The organism is Paraburkholderia sp. BR10954 (assembly GCF_040965775.1).
Lineage (GTDB): Bacteria > Pseudomonadota > Gammaproteobacteria > Burkholderiales > Burkholderiaceae > Paraburkholderia > Paraburkholderia youngii.
On record NZ_JBFRCK010000048.1, the window covers coordinates 1 to 24,609 of the forward strand.

Below are 24,609 nucleotides of genomic sequence, written 5' to 3' on the forward strand. Positions count from 1 at the left end.
AGGTTGGCCGGATCGAGCGAGATCGCCTGGGTCTTTAGCGTCGACATCGGCGCGAGCGTCTCGTGAAAGCCGATCGACGCCATCGCGATCAGGCAGATGATCAGCGGGAACGCGACGAAGTCCCAGCGGTTGGGCAACACCCGCCATGCCGACGCATTGGCGGTGCGCTTCAGGTTGAAGCTGAAATCCATCAGATGCCCTCCCTCTTGAAACAGGCATTCGAACGCTCGAAGGAGGCCGCGGCTCCGCGGCGGTCTATGGGTCGGTCCGGAAAGCGGAAATCAGGCATGGCAAAACGCGCGTGCGTGGTAAATCGTTAGCGTTGGAGACACATGGGCCGGCAATGGGCAGTTACGTGGACGCGTCGCCCACGACCACAACCATCACGCCGAACTCCTGTCGCCGCGTGCGCCGCCCGAGGGCTGGCGGGCTTTCCTCGTTTTGGACGGCACGACACTACACCATCCTATGTTTCAGGCACAACCTTTCGCCGCAAATCGCGAGACGGCGTCGCACGCGCGGCGTAAGGCTTCAGCAAGCCCCGGCGCGCGTCGCCGCGCCGCACTGTACTCTGCTCGCGCGTACTTCGGCGTGACACGTCGCGAGGCTGTCTCGCGGCGTGGCGCGCAAGCCACATCGGCGCGTCGCCGCGGCCGCCGCCGCTCATTCGCTCCATCTGCCCGCACAGCTATCAAGAATGCCGCGCGGCTGCCGTTAAGAATCTGATCGGCGCGGCATATGCAGACAGCATCCCAGCAATAACGGTGGCAACGTGCTTCGCGACGGTTAAAATCGGGAAACGAAGTACCTGTTTATCAGCGATTCATTCCGGGCATGGCGACGGCGCAGCGCGCGTCGCTCGTGACGGAGCGAAACCGCGGCGAAACCGCAGCTGACGCAGATAACGACACAGCGTTGAGAGCGCGCTGCCCACCAACAAGCAAGTTGCATGTCACAGCCAGACGGATCAGAGGGTCGATGAACAGGACAACCTTGCGCCAGGTAGCCGGGCCGGTCAGCTTCGTGCTGATCGTCCTCGTCTGCTGGTTCGTGGCTGGCATGGTCGCGGACCGGATGGTACAGCAAGAGCTGGACGCGGCGTTGCACACGCAGCGGCAAATGTCCACCTCGATCGTCGACAACATGGCTGAAGTGATTGCCAGCGACCTCGCGATGTCCCGCGCCATCCCCGCAACCATGGCCGAAATGGACGTGGTCCAGCGTGCCCTCGTGCAATCGCAGAATTATGCCGTGAACGGCGAGGCGGCGGAACCCGCCTTGCGGGCCGCGTTGCTGAAGGACCCGCAGATGGCCGCGGTCAGCAGGTTCCTGCATGAAGCGCAAGGCTTCTCCGGGCTCGACCAGGTCTGGATCGTCAACGCGAACGGCATCTGCGTCGCCTCCAGCAGCACGATGTCAAACCCCGAGGGCGCGCAGCAATCGTTCGTCGGCATGGATATGCGCGCGCGCGGCTATCTGACGAGCGCACTGCTCGGCGCGTTCGCTGAAGCCTACGGCGTCGGTCGCGCGAGCGGCGAGCCAGGCATCTTCATTGCCGCGCCGGTGTACTCGAAGGGGCTGCTGGTCGGCGCGGTGGTCGCCAAGGTCGGCATCGCGCGATTGCGCCACTGGGTCGCGCACGCGGGCACCTTCGTCTCCGACGAGAACGGCGTCATCATCATGGCGCACAACAGCGCGCTCGAAGGCCACGCATTGCCGAACTCGCGCGTCACGCAGATGAGCCCAGCCGAGCGGCGCATCATCTACCGCCGCGAGACCTTCCCCGACATGCTGATCCGCGAAGACACGCAAGTGCGTGAGCAGGCGCCGTGGGTGCCGGCGTCGGTCGCCGCGCAGCTGTTCGGCATGATCGAGCAGCCGGCCCCGGCGCTCTATCAGAACCGCGGTGGTCTGAACTCCGGACTCTCCGCGCATCTGGTCGATCCGCTCGCCGCGTGGCCGGAACTGCTGCGCAACCACAAGCGCGACCATCTGCTGGTGTTCCTGACGCTGTCCGGCACCGTAGCGCTCGCGTGGGTGATCACCGTGTCCTACGTGCGCGAGCGGCGCCACCATCGCGCGACCCGCGATCTCGCCGAGCAGTTGCAGTCGGCCAATACGCTGCTGTCGGCCGAGGCGCGGCACGATGCGTTGACCGGCGCGCTGTCGCGGCGCTATTTCCTCGACCTGCTGCGCCACGAGATCGATCGCGCGCACGCGGGCCGCGAGCCGCTGTGCATGGCGATCGCCGATCTCGACCACTTCAAGCAGATCAACGACCGCTTCGGCCACGCCGCCGGCGACCGCGCGCTCGAACATTTCGTCGATACGTGTCGCGCCGAGCTGCGCAACTCCGACGCGATCGGCCGGCTCGGCGGCGAAGAGTTCGGCCTGCTGCTGCCGGCCACCGATCTGGCAGGCGGGCGCGAGGTGGTCGAGCGTCTGCGGCTGCGGCTGAAAGCGATACCCTCGCCGAAGCTGCCGGCCGCGGCGGGGCTGAGCGTGAGCATCGGCATCACCGAGCTGTCGCCCGACGATCTGCCCGAGCGCCTGATGAGCCGAGCCGATACCGCGCTGTACGCGGCGAAAACCGGCGGGCGCGACCGCACCGAAGCGCTGCCGCCCGACGATACCGCACCGCCTGCGCGCACGGCGGTGAACGCATGGTGAATGCCCGACGCTAGCCGGAGTACTCAGCGCGACGGTATCGCCCTCTCCGCTTAGCCGACCCACGCCAACACCCTGCCCGCGCTAAAACGACGCCGAGCTTCCCGCAACGAAGCAGGTATCATCAATCCTGATATCGGAGTGTCACTACCGCACTAACGGGAGATTCGCATGAAGGGAAATCTGGTGATCGTCTGTCGCGATCAGGACGCTGAGGCATTCGACCATCTGCTCGCCGAATACGGCGCGTTCCAGACGCGTCTGTCGTCGACCGCGTGGTATCTGAAACTGGAGGTCGCGCCGGAATTGATTCAGGAGGAAATACTCGCGCGGCTCGGCAAATATACGACGCACTATATTTTCGAGGCGGAATCGGTGACGTGGAATACCGTCGATAGCGAAACGGCGAATGCGTTGAATACGCTGTTTTCGGACTGACCTCTCGCCGCTCGCGATGCCGACGCCCCGCGCGCGCATCGCGACTCCAATACCGCGCTCCTACCACGCATTTTCCGAGGCCGTCGCGACCCGCGGCAGCACTTCGAACGGAAAGCTCATCAACACCCGCAATCCGCGGCCGTCGTGATTGCCGATTTCCCACTCACCGCCCGCGCGTCGCACCAGCCGCTCGACGATCGCAAGGCCCAGCCCGCTGTGGCCGTTGCCGCCGCGCGCCGGATCGAGCCGCACGAACGGCCGGCTCGCGCTGATCAGATCCTGGGCGGCGATGCCCTTGCCGTTGTCGCTAACGGATAGCGTAAAGCCCTGCGGTGTGCGCGCAGTCGCGACGACCACCGGCGGCGCGCCATACGCATGCGCGTTGTCGATCAGGTTCGACAGGATCCGGTCGAGCGTGGCGGCAGGCAGCTGAAACGACGGCCCGGCGTTCAGCTCCGTGTGTACGATCGGCGCGCCGCTGGCCACCGCCCGATAACTGCGCACGACACGCTCGCACTGTGCATCGACTTCCACGGGTTCGCTGCGGTCCGCTCCGTCGTGCGCGAACAGCAGGAACTGCTCGACGATATGCGTCATCGAATCGACGTCGCGCACGACCCCGTCGCGCGTCTTCGCGTCGTCCATCATTTCGGCGCGCAGCCGCAGACGCGCGAGCGGCGTCTTCAGGTCATGCGCGACACCGGCCAGCATCACCGCGCGATCGTTCTCGGTGCGCGCGACTTCCTGCACCATCTGATTGAAGCCATGCGTGAGTTGCCGCAACTCGCGCGGCCCGCGTTCCGGCACCGGCGGCACCGGCAGCCCGCGGCCGAAGCGCGCGACCGCCTGCGCGAGCAAGCGCAGTGGCCGCTGGAGAGCCCAGGCGGCGAACAGCGCCGCCATCACCGCGAACGAGAAAATAATGACGAGCCACGACACCGTGCGGTCGAGCGAGCGCGGCATGCGCAGCGGTTGAACCGGCACGACGATCCAGTTTCGATCAGTCGCGGCGCGCACCCATAGCGTGGGCGGTCCGCCGGGCGGACTGATGCGCACCTGGGTGTCGGCCGGCATGCGGTCGCGCACGTCCTCGACGAAACGCTCGAGCGGCGGCGGCATGTTCGCGCTGGCTGCCGGGACATCCGGGCTGGCCGGGTCGACCAGCTTCACGCGCGACGGCAATGGTTGATCCGGTGTGCGGGCGACGTGCTGACGCACCGCGTCGACGAGGAAGGTCGCTTCCTCGACCGCGTAGCGCGTTTGCAGTTGCGAACGTTCGAGCCGCATCAGCGCGTACCACGCGAAATGCGACAACATCAGCACCGCGACGACGAGCAGTGCGAGCCGCCCGAACAGCGAATCAATGGGCCGACGCATGCTGCTCGCCGTCCGGCACGAACACGTAACCGCGGCCGCGCACAGTCTGGATGAAGCGCGGTGTGGATGGATCGGTTTCGAGAATGCGACGCAGGCGCCACACCTGCACGTCGATGCCGCGGTCGGTACCGTCGTACTCGGGACCGTGCAGCAGTTCCAGCAGGCGCTCGCGCGTGAGCGTGCGCATGGGGTGATTGACGAAGATCTTCAGCAGAGCGAACTCGCTGCCCGACAGCGTGAGCGGCTTGTCTTCGAGATGCAGCGTGCGTGACTGGAAATCCAGCGTGAAGCGGCCGAAGCTGAACGGCTCGCGCTGTTCGGGCGCGGCCGCCGACGGCAGCGTGCGGCGCCGCCGCAGCACCGCCTGCACGCGCGCGAGCAGTTCGCGCGGATTGAACGGCTTGCCGAGGTAGTCGTCCGCGCCGAGTTCGAGGCCGACGATACGGTCGACGTCGTCGGCGCGCGCGGTCAGCATGATGACAGGGATATCGTCGCCCGATGCGCGCAGCTTGCGCAGCGCGGTGAGGCCGTCGACGCCGGGCATCATCAGGTCCAGCACGATGAGGTCGGGGCGCTCGCGCTCGAGGCGCCGTTCGAGTGAGCCCGCGTCGTGCAGCACCGAAACTTCGATGCCCTGACGGGCCAGATAGTCGCGCAGCAGATCGCGCAGTTCGACGTCGTCGTCGACGACCAGGATTTGAGTAGCCATGAAATGAAGTTTAACGCGCGGCAGAAAGGGATTTCGTTTTCCAAACGGTCTGAAGGGTTACCGGGTGTTACGGTGAAAGCCGCGCGTAATTGCTGGTAATGGCGGCGTCCTGGCGCGTAACACAGCGGCGCACGCGGTTCTCTACGCTGTGCCTTACCGAGTGCAGGCAGTCCAAAGACCGGTTGCATCGTCGGCTATTCCATTACAAGGAGCCTCATATGTCCACCAAAAAGATGTCGCGCGTTCTCGCCGTTGCTGCCACCGCTCTCGCCATCGGCGTCGGCGCCGCTTACGCCGCTCAACCTGCCGAGCAGGCGCACGGCGGCCCTGGCGGCTGGCACGGCCACTTCATGAAGGAACTGACCCAACTCCACGATCAGCTGAAGCTGAACGCGGATCAGGAAAAGCTGTGGCAAAGCGCGCTCGATACGATGAAGCAGAACCATGAAGCGATGCGCGCGAACCACGAGCAGGCTCACGACCAGTTAAAGGCCGCGCAGCAGCAGCCGATCCTCGATCTGAACGCGATGGCCGCGACGCATCAGCAGATCGAGCAGAAGGACGCCCAACTGCGTCAGCAAACCACCGACGCATGGCTCAAGTTCTATAACGGCCTGAACGACCAGCAGAAGACCACTGTCAGCACGGCGATCAAGCAGCGCTTCGCGCGGATGGAACAGCGTCACGAGAAGATGCGCGAGCGTTGGGAGCATCACCAAGGCGCGGCGTCGGCGCCGGCCGCTAATCAGTAAGCGGCGCGCTGCATCCGCGAGGCGTGGCAGGGAGGGTGCCTCGCAAATAGAAAAACGCCACGGAAGAGGTTTTCCGTGGCGTTGTCGTTTGGCGCTGCTCGCGGCTCGGTCCGCGGTCCGCGGGCCGCGCGAACCAACCGTTCGGATCAGCCGTTCAACTGGCCGAGATCGAACAGCAGCACTTCCGCGTCGGCGCCCTTTTCGAGCGTCACCGTGTCGACGTCGCTGAGCTTCGCGGCATCGCCCGCTTCGAGCACCGTGCCGTTCACGCTCAGCGTGCCGCGCGCGACGTGCAGATAGGCGAGACGCCCCGCCGGTATTGCGAAGGTCGCGTGTTCGGCGCCGTCGAACAGTCCCGCGTAGATCGACGCGTCCGCATGGATCGTCACCGAGCCGTCGCGGCCGTCGGGCGACGCGATCACGCGCAGGCGGCCGCGCTTGCTGTCGGCGTCGAAGCGCTTTTCCTCGTAGCCGGGCTGATCGCCCGCGCGGCGCGGAATGATCCAGATCTGCAGCAGATGCGCGGGTTCGTCGCGCGACGCGTTGAACTCGCTGTGCTGCACGCCGGTGCCCGCACTCATGCGCTGCACGTCGCCCGGACGGATCGTCGAGCCGTTGCCCATGCTGTCGCGATGGGCGAGCGCGCCCTCGAGCACGTACGTGACGATCTCCATGTCACGATGCCCATGCGCGCCGAAACCTTGGCCGCCGGCGATGCGGTCTTCGTTGATCACGCGCAGCGGTCCGAAGTGCACATGCTCGGGGTCGCGGTAATCGGCAAACGAGAAGCTGTGATACGAGTCGAGCCAGCCGTGGTTGGCGTGACCGCGTTCTGCGGAGCGGCGAATCTCGATCATGGAAAGTCTCCCGGTAAGTACTCAATCAGAGCGATGCGAGGAATGTAGGGGCTGCGTGCCCACTAAACAATCGTGCGCGACCGCACCGCAGCGTTCCATCGCTGCATGCAATCGCACGCACGGCGCGGTCGGCGAGCTGACCGCGCGGAAAGGCGGGCGTCCGGCTGCCCGGCGCCCGGCTGCCCGGCGCCCGCAAAACCGCGCCGGCGTCGCGCCCGCACAACGCGCTGCGTGGCGTCTTGCCGCTCGCTGCCGTCCCGCGCTGGCAGCTTGCCGCTCTTCGGGTAAAATACCGCGCTTTTCAAGCCGCGTGGACGTCCAGCGGGACGTGCAGGCCGCGCCGGTAAGCGTCGCCGGGCCGGCCGCAACAGGTGTGCGACGGGCTCCGACTCGGCGCCACACCCGCGCGAGGCCCGTCCGGCAAGCACCGAACGCGCCGGAACAGCGCACCACGTCGGACGAACCGCCCGCGCAAGAACGACGAGCGCGCGGCGACAATCCCTGCGGCACGGCAATTTTGACCGCCTAGAATAGCGACCGTCGGCCCTCGGCCGGCGCTCGTCGGGTCGAGTCATCACGACGATCAGTTTGGTTCAGGAGAAACATGAAGAAGTTCGCACTGTGCGTGGCTCTGGCAGTCATGGCCACCGGCGCGATGGCGAAAGAATGGAAAACGGTGCGCATCGGGGTCGACGCCAGTTATCCGCCATTCGAATCAAAGGCGCCTAATGGCGACATCGTCGGGTTCGATGCCGACCTGGCCCGCGCGCTGTGCGCGAAGATGAACGTGCAGTGCGTATGGGTCGCGCAGGATCTGGACGGCCTCATTCCGGCGCTGAAAGCTCGCAAGTTCGACGCGATCGTCTCCTCGCTCAGCGTCACCGACAAGCGCCGCGAGCAGATCGACTTCTCCGACAAGATGTTCGACGCGCCCGCCCGCATGATCGCGAAGACCGGTTCTCCGCTTCTGCCCACCCCTGAATCGCTGAAAGGCAAGCGCGTCGGCGTCGAGCAGGGCTCGACGCAGGAACAGTACGCGAAGGTCTGGTGGGAACCGAAGGGCGTGGTCGTCGTGCCGTACCAGAATCAGGACCAGGTGTACGCGGATCTCGCATCGGGCCGTCTCGACGCCGCGCTGCAGGACGAAGTGCAGGCCGACGCCGGCTTTCTGAAGACACCGCGCGGCAACGGCTTCGGTTGAGCCGGTCCGGAGGTGAAGGACCCGAAGACGATCGGCGAAGGCACCGCGATCGGTCTCCGCAAGAGCGATGCCGAGCTAAAGGCGAAGTTCAATCAGGCGCTCGCCGAGGTTCATCGGGACGGCACGTTCAAAAAGCTCGAGAAGCAGTACTTCGACTTCGACATTTATCCTGGCCGTTGAGCAAAACAGGCAGGATACTGAGTGGTAAGCCGGCTCGGGCCGGTGGCGATGGCAGTGCAAGTGGCACCGAAGGTGACAACCGAAGGTGGCAATACCAGGCAGTAGATTCAAAACAATCCGAGACGAAAGTCCCAAAAGCGCGCTGCAGGAGCCACCAACGTTTCTGCGGCATGATTTGCACAGCGGCACGCTGTGCGCCGCGGATCACGGCGAGCCAGGCGCTCGACCCCGACGCGGCGCATCGCGGGCCGCGTCTTTCGCGGTGCGCGAGAAACGCATCGTCGAGGACTTCCTATGTTCCTTCAAGGCTACGGCCCGCTACTCCTCAGCGGCACCTGGCAAACCGTCAAGCTGGCGGTGTTCTCGCTCGCGCTCGCGTTCGTGCTCGGCCTGCTCGGCGCGGCGGCGAAATTGTCGAAGAACCGCCTGTCGAACGGCATCGGCACCGTCTACACGACGCTCGTGCGCGGCGTGCCCGATCTCGTGCTGATGCTGCTGCTGTTCTATAGCATCCAGATCTGGCTCAACAACCTGACCGACGCGATGGGCTGGGACCAGATCGACATCGACCCGTTCGTGGCCGGCGTCGCGGTGCTCGGCTTCATCTACGGCGCGTACTTCACCGAGACGTTCCGCGGCGCGTTTCTCGCGGTGCCGCGCGGCCAGCTCGAAGCGGGCGCGGCCTACGGCATGACGAGCTGGCAGGTGTTCTCGCGCGTGATGTTCCCGCAGATGATGCGCTTCGCGCTGCCGGGCATCGGCAACAACTGGCAGGTGATGGTCAAGGCGACCGCGCTGGTGTCGATCATCGGTCTCGCCGACGTCGTCAAGGCCTCGCAGGACGCGGGCAAGGGCACCCTGCGGTTCTTCTTCTTCACCCTGCTCGCGGGGGCGATCTATCTCGTCATCACCACAGTATCGAACTTCGTGCTGATGTACCTCGAAAAGCGTTACTCGACCGGCGTGCGAAAGGCGGATCTATGATCGAGATCATTCAGCAATATTGGCGCAACTATCTTTTCACCGATGGCTATCGCTTCACCGGTGTCGCAATCACGTTGTGGCTGCTGGTCGTGTCGATCGGCCTCGGCTTCTGCCTGTCGGTGCCGCTCGCGGTCGCGCGCGTGTCGAAGAAGAAATGGCTCGCGGGCCTCGTGTGGCTCTATACCTATATCTTCCGCGGCACGCCGCTCTATGTGCAACTGCTGCTGTGCTACACGGGTCTCTACAGCCTCGAGATCATCCGCAACAACGCGCTGACCAACGCGTTCTTCCGCGACGGCATGCACTGCACGCTGCTCGCGTTCACGCTGAACACCTGCGCGTATACGACCGAAATCTTCGCGGGCGCGATCAAGGCGACGCCTTACGGCGAGATCGAAGCGGCGCGCGCGTACGGCATGTCGTCGTTCACGCTGTACCGGCGCGTGATTCTGCCGTCGGCGCTGCGCCGCGCACTGCCCTACTACAGCAACGAAGTGATCCTGATGCTGCACGCGACCACGGTCGCATTCACGGCCACGGTGCCGGACATCCTGAAGATCGCGCGCGACGTGAACTCCGCAACGTATCAGTCGTTCAACGCGTTCGGCATCGCCGCGCTGCTGTATCTGTGTATTTCTTTCGCGCTCGTGTGGCTGTTCCGCCGCGCCGAGCGTCGCTGGCTCGCTTACCTGCGGCCGCAAGGCAAGTAATTGCGCGTCCCTGGACAAGCAAGCTCGTTAAGGATCCTGATGAACTCCAAGAAGCAGAAGCTCTTCGTCGACGAGCTTCACAAAAAGTACGGCGACAACGAAGTCCTCAAGGGCGTGTCGCTGAAAGCCAATGCCGGCGACGTGATCAGCGTGATCGGTTCGTCCGGTTCGGGCAAGAGCACGATGCTTCGCTGCATCAACTTTCTCGAACAGCCGAACGCGGGGCGCATTTTCGTCGACGGCGAGGAAGTGCGCACGCAGACCGCCAAAGACGGCGCGTTGCGCGTGTCGGACCCGAAACAGTTGCAGCGCGTGCGCACCAAGCTTTCGATGGTGTTCCAGCACTTCAACCTGTGGTCCCACATGAACGTGCTCGAGAACATCATCGAGGCGCCGGTGCACGTACTCGGTCTGAAGCGCAAGGAAGCCGAGGACCGCGCGCGCGAATATCTGGAGAAAGTCGGCCTCGCGCCGCGTCTCGAGAAGCAGTATCCGTCGCATCTGTCGGGCGGCCAGCAGCAGCGCGTGGCGATTGCGCGGGCGCTGGCGATGCACCCGGATGTGATGCTGTTCGACGAACCGACCTCGGCGCTCGACCCGGAGCTCGTCGGCGAAGTGCTGAAGGTGATGCAAAAGCTCGCCGAAGAAGGCCGCACGATGATCGTCGTCACACACGAAATGGGCTTCGCGCGCAACGTGTCGAACCATGTGATGTTCCTGCATCAGGGCCGCGTCGAGGAAGAAGGCCATCCCGACGAAGTGTTCAAAAACACGAAAAGCGAGCGTCTGAAGCAATTCCTGTCGGGCAGTCTCAAGTAATAAAAATTGCCCGCGACTTACGATGCGAATAACATCGAAAATGTAGTCAATGTAGTTTTACAAGGCGCTTACGAGCGCCTTTTTCATTTTTACCGCGTCCCTCCCCCCGGCCATTCGAACGACGAAAAGGCGCCGAAAATCCCACAAAACGGGCTATTCCGGACTGGTTTTCGCCCTAACCTGCCACTTTTGACTCGTCAATAGTGACAATCCTTAATGCGCCCCCTTGCGAGCCGCGCTTCCCTTGCCGGACAAGGCTCTGCGCCATTTTCCGAGGGGTTCCTCCGGGTTTCGCCGCACATTCGTATTGCAATTTGGCGACACCGCCTGTGGACGGTACTAATTTCTTCTCCCAGTTAAAGTTATTTTTGATAAATTGGTAACCAAAGTAGCAAAACAAAGTTGATTAAAAGTAGTTTCACTTCAAAACACAGAGGAGAACCGGTCGGCGTGGGATCGGCATGACGCAAAGATAGCTCGACGCTACATGTCATGGCAGGAGCACCCCTATCCACCCGCCACTCTCCCCTGGTACCGCTTTCTGTTCGGCGCTGATCGCGTCCGAACACCACTCGCAGTACTGGGTTTCTTTTTTTGACAGGGTATGGAGGAGAAGATGAAGAAAGCTTTGCTCGTCGCTGCGCTGATGTCGGCCGGCGTTGTTGCACACGCTCAGAGCAGCGTCACGCTGTATGGCCGTTTGGATGCAGGTCTCGAGTACATGTCGGGCGTCCCGACCGGCGCTAACGCCAACGGCGCGGCCAACACCAGCTCGAACCGCTTCAAGGCGGAAAGCGGCGACTGGGGCACCAGCCTGTGGGGCATGAAGGGTGTCGAGGACATCGGCGCTGGCAACAAGATTCTGTTCCAGTTGGAAGGCTCGTTCAACACGATGACGGGCGCGGGTCCTGGCGGCGGTGGTCTCTTCAATCGCTGGGCAACGGTCGGCATTTCGAACGACCAGTTCGGTACGTTCACGATGGGCCGCATGCTCTTCATCTCGAACGGCGTGTGGGACTTCGACCCGTTCGGTCAGTCCAACTGGTCGTCGGCATCGCTCGTGCGTGGCCGCAACTGGCCGCAGTCGAGCAACAACTTCGCGTACCAGTCGCCGAAGATCGCGGGCTTTGACTTCTACGGTCAATACGCGCTGTCGAACGCGACGAGCTGGAACGGTAACGGCACGACGCCGCAAGGTCGCGAAGCTGGCGCGCAGGTCACCTACACGACCTCGCTGTTCCAGATCCGCGGTCTGTACGACGAAATTCGCAACCCGACGACCGGCGGTTTGTGGGGTGGCCCGGTCGCCAACAACGGCATCAATACGGCTAACACGAGCAACGGCGTATTCGCGGCATCGCGCGAGTACTCAGCTCTGGTGAACGTGTTCCTCGGCCAGTTCAAGATTCAGGCCGCTTACCAGGCAGTCCGCTCGGCAGGTGCGACGAACGTTGCTCCTGGTCAGCCGACGACCCTGGATCACGAATGGGGCGGTGTGACGTGGCAGGCAACGCCGGCTGCAGCGCTGATCGCGGCGGTCTATCACGTGAACGGCAACAACGGCGCTGGCAATGCGACGATCTACACGGTCGGCGGTTCGTACAACCTGTCGAAGCGCACGCTGCTCGACCTGCAGGCAGCAACGGTGCGCAACAGCCGCAATGCTAACTTCGGTCTGAACGCGAACAATGCGGGCTTCGCCGCTGCAACGGACAACCCGCTGCAAGGCCGCCAGCAAACCGGCGTGTACGCAGGCATCCAGCACTCGTTCTAATCGAACGGTGCGCCCCGAGGGTCACACCTCGGGGTGTAACACAGGTTTCTTCAAGAGAATCTTTTTCACGCTGCTGCGAGAGGCGCGTATCGGTGCAATATCCGCAAGGGTATTGCACCGTTTTTTCTTCGGCGGCCGAATTTGAGTTCTCGCGCGCACCGGGCCGGTGCGTGCTTGCGCGGCTTTAGACGGCCGCTTCGTTCTCTTCGCCGGTACGGATGCGGATCACGCGCTCGACATCCGCGACGAAGATTTTGCCGTCGCCGATCTTGCCGGTGCGAGCCGCGCCGATGATCGCGTCGATGACCTGATCGCACTGGCTGTCCGCGACCACGACTTCGATCTTCACTTTCGGCAGAAAGTCGACCACGTACTCCGCACCACGATACAGCTCGGTATGCCCTTTCTGGCGGCCGAACCCCTTGACCTCGGTAACGGTCAGGCCGGTGAGGCCGACTTCCGCGAGCGCCTCGCGCACTTCGTCGAGTTTGAACGGTTTGATGACTGCGGTGATGCGCTTCATGGCGACCTCGTCTCTTGATGGGAAGAGTGAAAAGGGAAAAGATGATTTTTATTCTACGCCGCGCCGGATGCATTGCGGCATCCGCGCGCGGTGCCGTCCTTCACTCCACCGGTTCGGTGTAGCGCGACGTGATCGGATAGCGCCAGTCGCGGCCGAACGCGCGATGCGTGACCCGGATGCCGATCGGCGCCTGACGGCGCTTGTACTCGTTGATCTTGATCAGGCGCGTGACCCGTTTCACGTCGTCGACCCGATAGCCCGCCGCGATGATTTCCGCGAGCGAACGGTCCTCCTCCATGTACATGCGCATGATCGCGTCGAGTACTTCGTATTCGGGCAGGCTGTCCTGGTCGGTCTGGTTCTCGCGCAGCTCGGCGGACGGCGCACGCGTCAGGATCCGCTCGGGAATCACGTCGCGCTTTGCAAACGTCGTGGCCGCGTTGCGATAGCGGCACAGCCGGTACACGAGCGTCTTCGCGATGTCCTTGATCACCGCGAAGCCGCCGGCCATGTCGCCGTACAGCGTGCAGTAGCCGACCGCCATCTCGCTCTTGTTGCCGGTGGTCAGCACGATCGAGCCGAATTTGTTCGACAGCGCCATCAGCAGCGTGCCGCGAATGCGCGCCTGAATGTTCTCTTCGGTCGCGTCTTCGGCGCGGCCCGCGAACTCTTCGGCGAGCGACGCGCGAAACGCATCGAACATCGGCGCGATCGCGATCTCGTCGTAACGCACGCCGACGCGGCGCGCCATCTCGGCGGCGTCGGTCGTGGAAATGTCGGCCGTGTAGCGCGACGGCATCATCACCGCGCGCACCTTGTCGGCGCCGAGCGCGTCGCACGCAACGGCCAGCACGAGCGCCGAATCGACGCCGCCCGACAAACCGATCAGCGCGCCCGGAAAACCGTTCTTGCCGATGTAGTCGCGCACGCCCATCACGAGCGCCGCGTACACCTGCGCTTCGATCGATTGCTCCGGCGCGATCGCGGCCGGCAGCGGCTTGCCGTCCTCGAACTCGACAATCGCCGTGGCTTCCTCGAACTGCGCGAGCTTCGCGACGAGTGCGCCCTGCGCGTCGAGCACGAACGAACCACCGTCGAACACGAGTTCGTCCTGCCCGCCGACCATATTCACGTAGACCATCGGAATGCCGGTCTCGCGAATGCGCGCGCGCAAGATGTCGAAGCGCACCGCTTCCTTGTTCAGGTGATACGGCGAGCCGTTCGGAATCAGCAGCACCTGCGCGCCCGCGGCCTTCGCCATCTGCGCGGCCGACGCATGCCATGCGTCCTCGCAGATCACGACGCCGTACTTGATCCCATCGAGTTCGAACACGAACGGCTGCGGGTCCGCGGCGAAGTAGCGCTTCTCGTCGAACACCTCGGTGTTCGGCAGATCCTGCTTGCGATAGGTGCCCTTCACTTCGCCGTCGACGATCAGCGACGCCGCGTTGAAGGTATCGACCGGCGGCACGCCGCGCTCGATCGGCGCGTTTGCATTAACATGGCCGTTCGCCGCGTTGTGCACGAGCTTGTGCGCGAGGTTGTCCGACCCGTCGCGCAGCGGATGACCGACGATCACATGCAGACCGGTGAACGGCTTCAATTGCGCGGCGAGATCGGCCAACGCGGCCGCGCTCGCGGTATAGAACGCGGGGCGCAGCAGCAGGTCTTCGGGCGGATAACCCGACAACGCGAGTTCAGGGGCGACCAGCAGCTTCGCACCATCCCTGTGCGCGGCGCGCGCGGCGGCGACGATCTTCGCGACGTTGCCGGCGAAGTCGCCGACGGTGACATTGATTTGAGCAAGAGCGATTCGGGTCTTCATGGCAGGATCGACAGGCAAGCCTTCACGGCTCGCGGTACCGCGGCTCGATGGCTCGACGGAATTGAACAAACCGGATAAACGAACTCAACGAACGACGTGGCAGCTTCAGCTTCATCGCGCCGCGCCGGTCATTGCAAACAGTCACTCAGATTGAACCAGCAACGTATCGATTATCGCACGGGCATTCTGGCATCGCCCTCCGAGGTGGACGCCGCCGAGTGGAACGCCCTCCTTGCCGCGCAGCCGCAGCCCACGCCGTTTTTGCGGCACGAGTTTCTGAGCGCGCTGAACGCGACGCAATGCGCGGTTCCCGACACCGGTTGGGCGCCGCAATTCGTCACACTGACCGACGCACGCACGGGCAAGCTCGCGGGGGCGGCCCCCGTCTATCTGAAGGGTCACTCGTACGGCGAGTACGTGTTCGACTGGGCCTGGGCCGACGCATACAAGCGCAACGGCCTGCCCTACTACCCGAAGCTGCTATGCGCGGTGCCGTTCACGCCGGTGCAGGGCAACCGCCTGCTATCGGCGAACGAGCACGCGTTGCGCCACCTCGCGGCCACGTTGATGGCGTTCGCCGAGCAGGCCGAGGTGTCGTCGCTGCATGTGCTGTTTCCGACGCAGAGCGAAGCCGACGCGCTCACCGATATCGGCATGATGCAACGCGAAGGCGTGCAGTTTCACTGGCTCAACGACGGCTACCGCGACTTCGACGACTTCCTGTCGACGCTCGAACAGAAGAAGCGCAAGAACATTCGCGCCGAACGTCGCAAGGTGCACGAGGCCGGCATCACGATGCGGCGCATCCGCGGCGAAGACATCAAGGATGCCGACTGGCGCTTCTTCAGCAAGTGCTATCGGCAAACCTATCGCGAGCATTTTTCGAGTCCGTATCTGAACCTCGATTTCTTCCGGATGATCGGCGCGTCGATGCCGGAGAATCTGCTGCTGGTGATCGCCGAATATGAAGGCAAGCCGATCGCGAGCTCGCTCGTCGTCTATCAGCGCGACGACAAAACCGGCGGCACCTTGTATGGCCGCTACTGGGGCGCGCTCGAGCACGTGCCGTGCTTGCACTTCGAAACCGCGTACTATCAGCCGCTCGAATTCTGCATCGAAGAAAAGCTCGGCGCATTCGAAGGCGGCGCGCAGGGCGAGCACAAAATGGCGCGCGGCTTTCTGCCGACGGTCACGCGCTCCACGCATTGGCTCGCGCATCCGGCGTTCGCCGATGCGGTCGGCCATTTCCTCGACAACGAAAAGAACAGCATCCACGCATACGTGGACGAGCTGCGCGAACACAATCCGTTCAAAGGCTAGAAGCGCGGTTATGGCGTGGTTTCTCTATCTGCTCGAATGCTCGGACGGCAGCGTCTATACCGGCATCGCGACCGATGTCGCCGCCCGCTTCGACAAACACGCGAGCGGCACGGGCGCGCGTTATACGCGCTCGCGCAAGCCGGTGCGGGTGCTGGCGTCGTTCGAGCTGGCGGACCGCTCGAGCGCGTCGAGCGCCGAGTATTGGGTCAAGCGGCTCACCGCCGCCGATAAGCGGGCGCTGGCGGCCGGCGTGTTCACGCTGCAGTCGGTGTTGCCGGCGGTGGCGGTGAACGACGCCGCTGACGACGGCGCGAGCTCCGACGGCTGAGTCGCGCTACCCCCTCGCCTCGCGCATCCTCTCCGTCAGCAGCCGATGCACGCGCGCGAGTTCTCCCACCACATCCGCTTCCAGCGACGTCAACCGCTCGCGCGCGGGCAACTCGAGCCGCACCGGCCGTAACGTGCGGTTCAACGCGGCCTCGATCGCCTCGCTCATCGCCACGACCCATTCGTCGAGTTCGCTATGCATGTCGCGACGGTTGGCGGTGAGGCGCAACTGCGTCGCGGTGCCGGCCATCCGCCGCAGCAGACTCAGCACCGTCAGCGTGACGGTATCGGCCATCGAGTCCTCGAGCTTTTCTAGCCGCACGCGGCCGATCGCTTCTTCCGCGTTGTTGCTGGTGAGACCCGCGGCGCGGCGCAATTGCTCGATCTCCTTGCCGCTGTGCCGCGGCGCTTCGAGCGACGCGCGCAGATACGCGAGATTCGCGCGCACCGCGTCGCCGAGATAGACGCGCAGGTCGAGCTTCTCGCGCGTCGGCCACAGAAGGAAGGTCGCGAGCAGCGCGAGCACGCAGCCGAGCACGTTGTTGCCGAGCCGCGTCAGCGCGAACGACAGTTCGTTGGCGCCCGGCGTCGCGAAGTCGGCGACGAGCACGAAGGTCGGCGTCAGGAACAGCACGAACAGGCTGTAGCTGACGGGGCGCAGCGCCATCGTCGCCATCACGAGCGGGAACACCGCAAGCGAGATGCCGAGCGGCGAATGAATCGCGTAGCCGATCGCCGCCGCAAGCACGCCGCCGACGATACTGCCCGCCGCGCGTTCGATGCTGCGCGGCCAGGTCGCGGCGATCGACGGCTGCAGGATCAGAAGAGTGGCCATCGTCGCCCAATAGCCGAACGGCAGACCGAGCGCCCGAATCACGACGAAGCCCGCGGTCGTCGTCACGCCGACACGCGCAGCGTGGCGCAAGCCGACCGACTGCCACGACAGGTTCGCCTTCAGCGCCGACCACGCGCGCGCCGTATAACGCGCGACGCATGCGCTCCACGGCTCGGCATGCACCTCACGCGGCGCGAAATCGACGAGCTCGAAACCGGATTGCAGCTTCACCGGTTCGAGCAACGCGCTTTCGAGCCGATGCGCGAGACGCCGCAGACGCGCCTGCGGCTCCGCCAGACGTTCCCAACGCGCGTCGCCGGTCGCGCTGCCGATGTCGCTCAGCACTTCGCCGATCGCATTGAGCAGGCGCACCGCGCGTTGCGTGCGGCGCGGATCGTCGGGCACCTTCTCGCCCGCGCCCGACACTGCGATCAGATAAGCGAACAACGCTTCGCCATCGGTCAGCAAACCGAGCAGCGTGTCGTAGACGGCCGCGCCGCCTGCTTTCGATGCGGGCACGTTCGCGAGCGCGTCGCGCGAGCGTTCGAGCGACGCGCGCGCATCGGCGCGAAAGCGCGCGGCATGCGTGGCCCACTCACGCGGCGCGGCCCGTGCGCCGACGAGCCGTGCGCTATCGAACGCGATATCGGCGAGGCGCAGATACACCGCGCGCAGCGACGCGCGGCTCGCGCCGAACGGATGGATGCGCCACACGGTCAGGCTCAGCACGATCGCGAACAGACAGCCGAGCAGATAGACGCCGAGAAACTCGACACCGGCTCGCGCGTCGTGCATCGGCCGATCGACCATCACGACGCAGGCGGTCGCCGCGAGGATCGTCACCTGCGACGTGGCCGCGCCCCAGATGCGGCCGAACGCGCCGAGCGTCGTGAACGCGAGCACCGCGAGCGCGGCCCACGCGGTGCCCGACGCGGATGCGAACGCGGCGATGCCGCCGCACAGCGTCGACAGCAGCGCGAAGCCCATCATCGACATGAAGCGCGCGCGGTTCGAGCCGGCCGCATCGGCGAGGCAGGTCCAGAACGCGCCAATTGCGGCCCACGCGAACACCGGATCGTGCAGCACGTTGCCGAGCGCGAGCATCGCCGTCGATGCGCACGCGGCCCTCAAGCCCTCCGACAGATTCGCCTCGCTCGCCGCGAACGACACCATCCAGACCGGCCGCTTGCGATAGATCGCGCTGATGACCGATTTCAGCCGGGTCGACCAGCGCGGCGATGTCGAGTGGGACTTGCTGCGGTTCATCATCCGGATAGTGCTCGTTGAAGTGATGGAAACGCGCGTGGATGCCGTGAGTTCGCGCGCGAGGTCGTGCGGCGAATGATAAGGGTTTACACCTAAATATAAAATGCGTTCCGTGCATCGAAACGATGCGTTCAGGTTATGCGCGCCGCAAAGCGCATAAAAAACCGCGCGGTCCTTGCGGACTCGCGCGGTTTTCGTACTGCATGCAGCGAGCGGATGAACCGTGGTGCGCTTACTTCTTGTAGTTCGCCACGCCTTCGCTGATTTCCTTGTGGGCGGCATCGACGTCGGCCCAGCCTTCGACCTTGACCCACTTGCCCTTCTCGAGCGCCTTGTATTGCTCGAAGAAGTGCTTGATCTGGTCCTTCAGGTAAGCAGGCACATCGTCGACCGACTTCAGGTTCGCCGTCATCGGGCAGACCTTGTCGTGCGGCACGGCGATCAGCTTCGCGTCGACGCCCGATTCATCGGTCATCTGCAGCATGCCGAGCGCGCGGGCACGCACGACCGAGCCTGCCAGCAGCGGGAACGGCGTGATCACCAGCACATCGACCGGGTCGCCGTCGCCCGACAGCGTCTGCGGAATGAAGCCGTAGTTGGCCGGATAGCGCATGCCGGTGCCGATGAAACGGTCGACGACGAGCAGGCCCAGCTCCTTGTCGGCTTCGTACTTCACCGGGTCGCTTTGCGCCGGGATTTCGATGATGACGTTGAAATCGTGCGGAAGGTCTTTGCCTGCGGGAACGTGATTGAAGCTCATGAGCGCTCTCTGAAGGGGATGGAAATCGGAAGGCGGCGAACGGCGCGCGGGCTGCGGATGCGGTGCGAACTGCGTGCGAACCGCGAACGCCAGGCCCTGAAGCCCTCTCGCCCCGAACGACGGGGCCGCGCACCGGACCGTACGGAATGCGCCATTATAGCCAATCGGCAGGTGGCATCCGCGGTCGGATCGGCGCGATAATCGTCTGGCGAGTCTCGCTTCGCGTCTCTACCGTTTTGTGTCTCCCCTTCGAATCCGCGCCGCCGCACCGCGGCCGCACGTCATCAAGGAGCATGCATGGAAGAAGCACGGCATTTCATCGGCGGCGAGTGGTGCGCCGCTTCCGGCGGCGAATCGATCGCCGTACTCGATCCATCGGACGGCCAGCCGTTCACGCGCATCGCGCGCGGCACCGAGGCCGATATCGACACCGCCGTGCACGCGGCGCGCCGCGCGTTCGACGGAGCCTGGGGCGCGCTCGCCGCCGCCGAGCGCGGCCGCGTGCTGTACCGGCTGTCGCTGCTGGTGGCCGCGCGCCAGGAAGACCTCGCACAGCTCGAAGCGCGCGACACCGGCAAGCCGCTCAAGCAGGCGCGCGCCGACGCCGCCGCCCTCACCCGCTACTTCGAGTTCTACGCCGGCGCGGCCGACAAGCTGCACGGCGAGACCCTGCCCTACCAATCCGGCTACACGGTGCTGACGATTCGCGAGCCGCACGGCGTGACCGGCCACATCGTGCCGTGGAATTACCCGATGCAGATTTTCGGGCGCAGCGTCGGCGCGGCACTGGCGACCGGCAATGCGTGCGTGGTCAAACCGGCCGAGGACGCGTGCCTTTCCGTACTGCGTGTCGCGGAACTCGCCGCCGAAGCCGGCCTGCCGGCCGGTGCGCTGAATATCGTCACCGGTTACGGACACGAAGCGGGCGCCGCGCTCGCGCGTCATCCGGGCATCGATCACATCTCGTTCACTGGCTCGCCAGAAACCGGCAAGCTCGTCACGCAGATGGCCGCCGAAAACCACGTCCCCGTCACGCTCGAACTCGGCGGCAAGTCGCCGCAAATCGTCTTCGCCGACGCCGATCTCGACGCCGCGCTGCCTGTGCTGATTTCCGCGATCGTGCAGAACGCCGGGCAAACCTGCTCGGCGGGCAGTCGCGTGCTGATCGAGCAGGCCATTTACGAGCCGCTGCTCGACCGGCTCAGCAGCGCCTTTCAGGCACTGCGCGTCGGGCCGTCGAAAGCCGACCTCGACTGCGGGCCGCTGATCAGCGCGAAACAGCAGCAGCGCGTGTGGGACTTCCTGTCGGACGCGCAACACGACGGCATCGCAATGGCCGCGCACGGCGAAGTGGTTCCCGAAGCGCCTGAAAGCGGCTTCTACCAAGCCCCGACCTTGCTGCGCGACGTCCCCGCGAGCCACCGCCTCGCGCGCGACGAAGTGTTCGGCCCGGTGCTCGCCGCGATGTCGTTCCGCGACGAAGCCGACGCGCTCGCGCTCGCGAACGGCACGCAGTTCGGACTCGTCGCCGGTATCTGGACACGCGATGGCGCGCGCCAGATGCGGCTCGCGCGACGCGTGCGCTCGGGCCAGGTATTCATCAACAACTATGGTGCGGGCGGCGGCGTCGAGTTGCCGTTCGGCGGCGTCAGGCATTCGGGGCATGGCCGCGAGAAAGGCTTCGAGGCGCTGTATGGCTTTACGGTGCTGAAGACGATCGCGATCCGCCACGGCTAGCGAATCCGGCAGGGCTCGCTCACGATCAGCGCGACCAGCGCGTTACATGCAGCAACGCATCGCTCTATCCATCACAAACAACGGAGACATCATGCGGTTGACAGGTAAAACGGCCATCGTCACGGGCGGCGGTTCGGGTTTCGGCGAAGGCATCGCGAAGACCTTTGCGCGCGAAGGCGCGAACGTCGTGGTCAACGACCTCAACGGGCCGGCCGCCGAACGCGTCGCGAGTGAGATCGCGATTACGGGCGGAAAAGCGATCGCGGTGCCCGGCAACGTCGCGCATCGCGACGACTGGCGCACGCTGCGCGAAGCCGCGCTCGAAGACTTCGGCAGCGTGCAGATCGTCGTCAATAACGCGGGCACTACGCATCGCAACAAGCCGGTGCTCGAAGTGACCGAGGCCGAGTTCGACCGCGTCTATGCGGTGAACGTAAAGAGCATCTACTGGAGTGTGCAGGAGTTCGTGCCGTATTTCCGCGAGCAGGGCGGCGGCAGCTTCATCAATATCGCGTCGACGGCGGGCGTGCGGCCGCGGCCGGGGCTCGTCTGGTACAACGGCAGCAAGGGCGCGGTGATCGTCGCCAGCAAGTCGCTCGCCGTCGAACTCGGGCCGGAGCGGATTCGCGTGAACTGCGTGAATCCGGTAATCGGTGAGACCGCGCTGCTGTCCGAGTTCATGGGGGTCGAGGATACGCCGCAGAATCGGCAGAAGTTCCTCGCGGGGATACCGCTCGGGCGGTTTTCGACGCCGCAGGATATTGCGAATGCGGCGCTGTATCTGGCTTCAGATGAGGCGGAGTTCATTACCGGCGTGTGCCTCGAAGTGGATGGGGGGCGCTGCGTGTAGTGGTGGGTCTGACGCTGCGCACGCGCTGCGTGCGCAGTCAGTGTTTTCCCCCAATATCGATTCGTCGTGCAAATGGCCACGCGCGGATAGAATCGACCGGCGGTGGCATTTCAATTCCATAACAAGAGGAGACACAGTCATGGCTAGTCCTGCAGATCCGCTCCACCATCCCGGCGCTGGCGCGCCGCCTTCGACGTTCGAAGAGGCGACTTATCGCAAGGTTACCTGGCGGCTCGCGCCGCTGTTGATGCTGTGCTACATCGTTGCGTATCTGGACCGCGTGAACGTTGGCTTCGCGAAGCTAGGGATGAGCACGGATCTTGGCTTGAGCGATGCGGTGTACGGCTTCGGCGCGGGGATTTTCTTTATCGGCTATTTCATCTTCGAAGTGCCGAGCAACGTGATTCTGCATAAGGTCGGCGCGCGTGTCTGGATCGCGCGGATCATGGTTTCGTGGGGCGTGATATCGATGCTGACGATGTTCGTCACCACGCCGACGATGTTTTACGTGATGCGCTTTTTGCTCGGGCTTGCCGAGGCGGGGTTCTTTCCTGGGATTATTTTGTACCTCACTTACTGGTATCCGGCGCATCGGCGTGGGCGAATGACGACCTGGTTTATGACGGCGATTGCGCTGTCTGGGGTGATTGGTGGGCCGGTGTCGGGGTACATCCTGAAGAACTTTAATGGCGTGAACGGGTGGCACGGGTGGCAGTGGCTGTTTCTGCTCGAAGGGATACCTTCGGTGCTGGTTGGGATCATCGTGTTTGTGGTGCTCGACGATCGGATTTCGAACGCCAACTGGCTTACCCGGGAAGAGCAACAGTTGCTCGAGAGTCAGGTGTCGGCCGAGGAAGCGACCAAGCACGATATGCCGATTCGGCAGGTACTCACTAACGGACGGGTGTTGATGTTCAGCCTCACCTACTTCTCGTTTGTGATGGGGCTTTACGGGGTGAGTTTCTGGTTGCCGACGATCATCAAATCGACCGGCGTTACCGATGCGTTTATGATCGGCTTGCTGTCGGCGGTGCCGTTTGCGGCGGCTGTCGTGGCGATGGTGTTCGTTGCGCGGAGTGCGGACCGGTCGAGGGAACGGCGGTGGCATATTGCGGTGCCGGCGTTTCTTGGTGCCGTGGGGCTCGTGCTTTCCGTCGTTTGGACGCATAACACCGTGCTTGCTATGACCGGATTGACGCTGGCTACGATGGGCATCCTCACTACCCTGCCGTTGTTCTGGAGTTTGCCTACGGCGATTCTTGCTGGGACTGGGGCGGCCGCGGGGATCGCGATGATTAATTCCATTGGGAACCTGGCGGGGTTCCTTAGTCCTTATGCTGTGGGATGGTTGAAAGAGGTTACCGCGGCTAATGACTCAGGGATGTATATGCTCGCGGCGTTCATGGTGCTCGGCGGTTTGCTTGCTATTAGTGTGCCGGCGAGGATGGTTAATAGATGAAACAGACTCGCAGATGAGCAAAGCCCTGGCGGTCTTTCTGCGCCAGGGCTTTTTGTTGCCATGGGCGCGAGCTTCCAACCATCGAATGGCCTGCCAGATCAGTCGTCATCGTCCCCGTGATGACGGTGCTCCCAGCCTCTGTGCCAGCCATGGTCATGGCGCCAGTGCCTGTCACGGTCGTCGTTGTACTGGTACCCATAGCCGTAACCGTAGCCATAGGCCGGAGCAGGCACGTACGTCACGGGTGGCGCCTCGTAGACCACCGGAGGCGGCGCGACATAAACCGGCCCCGGCGCGCCAAGGTAAACACCAAGGTCGACATGAGCCAGCGCAGCGCTGGAAGCGCACGCAGCGCAAACGCCTGCAATCCACAAAATGAAGCTGCGCTTCATGTTTCTCTCCCTGTTCGCTGGCATCGGTTGTTGATGCGATTTAGCGATATCGATTGTATGTGTAGCTCTGCTTGGCAAATAAACGTGAAGTGTCAGTCTGGTAACCGTTTGTAAGGCCTCGTGCCCTCCAGTTCTCTGCGTGCTTACGAAGCACTCAGAGAATCGCCATAGACATGCACCCGCTCACCAACCTGAACGGTAGGCTGATTGTCGTAGTTGAAGTTTCGATAACTGCCATCCTGCATCCTGACTTGCACCTGATAGGTGGCAGCTTTGCGTACCGCATGTTCGATGCCGTTGCCGGCAAGGCCGCCGCCAACCGCACCCGCTATCGTCGCCAGAACACGGCCGCGACCTTGACCAACCTGATTGCCCAGCAGCCCGCCCGCCACCGCACCGCCTACTGCACCGAGTCCGGTGGTCGGCTCCTGCGTTTGGACCGCGTTGACCGCGACGACTTCACCTGCATCAGGGTCGACGGCAACGGGTCGAGATGGCGGCTGCGTGGCATCACGGTAACTATCGTCATGCGCGTACCTGGGCGCGGGCGACGACGCACTGCTGTGGTGGGGATGAACATGGGATTCGCTCACCGTGTTGGTCCGCGTGCCTTGTTGCTCCGCATACGGTTTAGCCGAGTCGAGCGGCGTGCTGGCCGGCTTCACCGCAACCGATGCAGTTTGCGACGGCGGCGGTGTTAGCGCTCGGGATGTCGGAAGCAGACCGGTCATTGCGGCAATGCCGGTGCCGCTGGCGAGAATCACAGCAACGGCAGCTCCGGCGACCAGAGGATGAATGCGGCTGCGCGCGGATGAATCGGAAGGCAGGTTGGTGGTCATTGCTGGCT

The 24,609-nt window shown here is 64.0% G+C and carries 21 protein-coding genes and 2 pseudogenes; 13 read left to right on the plus strand and 10 right to left on the minus strand.

Annotated features, from left to right (window positions below):
- A pseudogene (locus AB4Y34_RS36750) lies at positions 1-191 on the minus strand (sulfonate ABC transporter permease); the annotation flags it as partial.
- A 787-nt stretch (positions 192-978) separates the two neighbouring features.
- Between AB4Y34_RS36750 and AB4Y34_RS36755 the strand changes: the two are divergent.
- Both AB4Y34_RS36755 and AB4Y34_RS36760 read left to right on the plus strand, forming a co-directional pair.
- Complete coding sequence (locus AB4Y34_RS36755) at positions 979-2,670, plus strand: diguanylate cyclase (protein WP_368718808.1); 1,692 nt, start codon at positions 979-981, stop codon at positions 2,668-2,670.
- Positions 2,671-2,838: 168 nt separating this feature from the next.
- Positions 2,839-3,105, plus strand: coding sequence for a hypothetical protein (locus AB4Y34_RS36760; RefSeq protein WP_013088792.1), 267 nt, complete (start codon positions 2,839-2,841; stop codon positions 3,103-3,105).
- A gap of 60 nt (positions 3,106-3,165) precedes the next feature.
- Here the strand turns inward: AB4Y34_RS36760 and AB4Y34_RS36765 are convergent, their stop codons facing one another.
- Both AB4Y34_RS36765 and AB4Y34_RS36770 read right to left on the minus strand, forming a co-directional pair.
- The gene (locus AB4Y34_RS36765) at positions 3,166-4,482 is read right to left on the minus strand and encodes an ATP-binding protein (protein ID WP_176109246.1); all 1,317 of its coding nucleotides are present in this window, start codon (positions 4,480-4,482) and stop codon (positions 3,166-3,168) included.
- Positions 4,466-5,191 (minus strand): response regulator, encoded by a 726-nt coding sequence (locus AB4Y34_RS36770; RefSeq protein WP_018419780.1) that lies wholly within the window; start codon positions 5,189-5,191, stop codon positions 4,466-4,468. The genes AB4Y34_RS36765 and AB4Y34_RS36770 overlap by 17 nt, the downstream gene beginning before the upstream one ends.
- 218 nt (positions 5,192-5,409) lie before the next feature.
- On the opposite strand from AB4Y34_RS36770, the gene AB4Y34_RS36775 reads away from it, so the two are divergent.
- Positions 5,410-5,943, plus strand: coding sequence for a periplasmic heavy metal sensor (locus tag AB4Y34_RS36775; protein WP_176379828.1), 534 nt, complete (start codon positions 5,410-5,412; stop codon positions 5,941-5,943).
- 146 nt (positions 5,944-6,089) lie between these two features.
- Here AB4Y34_RS36775 and AB4Y34_RS36780 read toward each other — a convergent pair whose 3' ends face one another.
- Complete coding sequence (locus AB4Y34_RS36780) at positions 6,090-6,800, minus strand: pirin family protein (protein WP_176121208.1); 711 nt, start codon at positions 6,798-6,800, stop codon at positions 6,090-6,092.
- Between the two features lie 604 nt (positions 6,801-7,404).
- Between AB4Y34_RS36780 and AB4Y34_RS36785 the strand changes: the two are divergent.
- The 5 genes and pseudogenes from AB4Y34_RS36785 to AB4Y34_RS36805 all read left to right on the plus strand — a co-directional run bounded on the left by AB4Y34_RS36785 (position 7,405) and on the right by AB4Y34_RS36805 (position 12,468).
- A pseudogene (locus tag AB4Y34_RS36785) lies at positions 7,405-8,181 on the plus strand (ABC transporter substrate-binding protein).
- A 294-nt stretch (positions 8,182-8,475) separates the two neighbouring features.
- The gene (locus AB4Y34_RS36790) at positions 8,476-9,165 is read left to right on the plus strand and encodes an ABC transporter permease (protein ID WP_176109249.1); all 690 of its coding nucleotides are present in this window, start codon (positions 8,476-8,478) and stop codon (positions 9,163-9,165) included.
- Complete coding sequence (locus AB4Y34_RS36795; protein WP_176121206.1) at positions 9,162-9,875, plus strand: ABC transporter permease; 714 nt, start codon at positions 9,162-9,164, stop codon at positions 9,873-9,875. Before AB4Y34_RS36790 ends, AB4Y34_RS36795 begins: the two co-directional genes overlap by 4 nt.
- 39 nt (positions 9,876-9,914) lie before the next feature.
- Positions 9,915-10,694, plus strand: a complete 780-nt coding sequence (locus AB4Y34_RS36800) for an ABC transporter ATP-binding protein (RefSeq protein WP_008918159.1) — start codon at positions 9,915-9,917, stop codon at positions 10,692-10,694.
- A 616-nt stretch (positions 10,695-11,310) separates the two neighbouring features.
- Entirely contained in the window at positions 11,311-12,468 is a 1,158-nt protein-coding gene (locus AB4Y34_RS36805; RefSeq protein WP_176121205.1) for a porin, read from the plus strand.
- A gap of 184 nt (positions 12,469-12,652) precedes the next feature.
- Here the strand turns inward: AB4Y34_RS36805 and glnK are convergent, their stop codons facing one another.
- Both glnK and AB4Y34_RS36815 read right to left on the minus strand, forming a co-directional pair.
- Positions 12,653-12,991, minus strand: coding sequence for a P-II family nitrogen regulator (gene glnK, locus AB4Y34_RS36810; protein WP_013088783.1), 339 nt, complete (start codon positions 12,989-12,991; stop codon positions 12,653-12,655).
- A gap of 100 nt (positions 12,992-13,091) precedes the next feature.
- Positions 13,092-14,816 (minus strand): NAD+ synthase, encoded by a 1,725-nt coding sequence (locus AB4Y34_RS36815; protein ID WP_176121204.1) that lies wholly within the window; start codon positions 14,814-14,816, stop codon positions 13,092-13,094.
- Between the two features lie 150 nt (positions 14,817-14,966).
- On the opposite strand from AB4Y34_RS36815, the gene AB4Y34_RS36820 reads away from it, so the two are divergent.
- Positions 14,967-16,136 (plus strand): GNAT family N-acetyltransferase, encoded by a 1,170-nt coding sequence (locus AB4Y34_RS36820; protein WP_368718809.1) that lies wholly within the window; start codon positions 14,967-14,969, stop codon positions 16,134-16,136.
- Between the two features lie 10 nt (positions 16,137-16,146).
- Positions 16,147-16,464, plus strand: coding sequence for a GIY-YIG nuclease family protein (locus tag AB4Y34_RS36825; protein ID WP_368718810.1), 318 nt, complete (start codon positions 16,147-16,149; stop codon positions 16,462-16,464).
- Between the two features lie 6 nt (positions 16,465-16,470).
- Here the strand turns inward: AB4Y34_RS36825 and AB4Y34_RS36830 are convergent, their stop codons facing one another.
- Positions 16,471-18,567, minus strand: a complete 2,097-nt coding sequence (locus tag AB4Y34_RS36830; RefSeq protein WP_368718811.1) for an FUSC family protein — start codon at positions 18,565-18,567, stop codon at positions 16,471-16,473.
- Positions 18,568-18,796: 229 nt separating this feature from the next.
- Entirely contained in the window at positions 18,797-19,324 is a 528-nt protein-coding gene (ppa, locus tag AB4Y34_RS36835) for an inorganic diphosphatase (protein ID WP_368718812.1), read from the minus strand.
- A 297-nt stretch (positions 19,325-19,621) separates the two neighbouring features.
- Here ppa and AB4Y34_RS36840 point away from each other — a divergent pair, with 297 nt between their 5' ends.
- From AB4Y34_RS36840 to AB4Y34_RS36850, 3 genes are all read left to right on the plus strand, one after another.
- Positions 19,622-21,061, plus strand: coding sequence for an aldehyde dehydrogenase family protein (locus AB4Y34_RS36840; protein WP_368718813.1), 1,440 nt, complete (start codon positions 19,622-19,624; stop codon positions 21,059-21,061).
- A 91-nt stretch (positions 21,062-21,152) separates the two neighbouring features.
- Positions 21,153-21,911 (plus strand): SDR family oxidoreductase, encoded by a 759-nt coding sequence (locus AB4Y34_RS36845; RefSeq protein ID WP_176379833.1) that lies wholly within the window; start codon positions 21,153-21,155, stop codon positions 21,909-21,911.
- Positions 21,912-22,050: 139 nt separating this feature from the next.
- Entirely contained in the window at positions 22,051-23,370 is a 1,320-nt protein-coding gene (locus AB4Y34_RS36850) for an MFS transporter (protein WP_368718814.1), read from the plus strand.
- A 98-nt stretch (positions 23,371-23,468) separates the two neighbouring features.
- On the opposite strand, the gene AB4Y34_RS36855 is transcribed toward AB4Y34_RS36850, so the two are convergent.
- Together AB4Y34_RS36855 and AB4Y34_RS36860 are read right to left on the minus strand one after the other, a co-directional pair.
- Complete coding sequence (locus AB4Y34_RS36855; protein WP_176109260.1) at positions 23,469-23,762, minus strand: hypothetical protein; 294 nt, start codon at positions 23,760-23,762, stop codon at positions 23,469-23,471.
- Between the two features lie 143 nt (positions 23,763-23,905).
- Positions 23,906-24,601 carry a glycine zipper 2TM domain-containing protein gene (locus AB4Y34_RS36860; RefSeq protein WP_368718815.1) on the minus strand — a complete coding sequence of 232 codons (696 nt, stop codon included), beginning with the start codon at positions 24,599-24,601 and terminating at the stop codon, positions 23,906-23,908.
- Between the last annotated feature and the right edge of the window lie 8 nt (positions 24,602-24,609).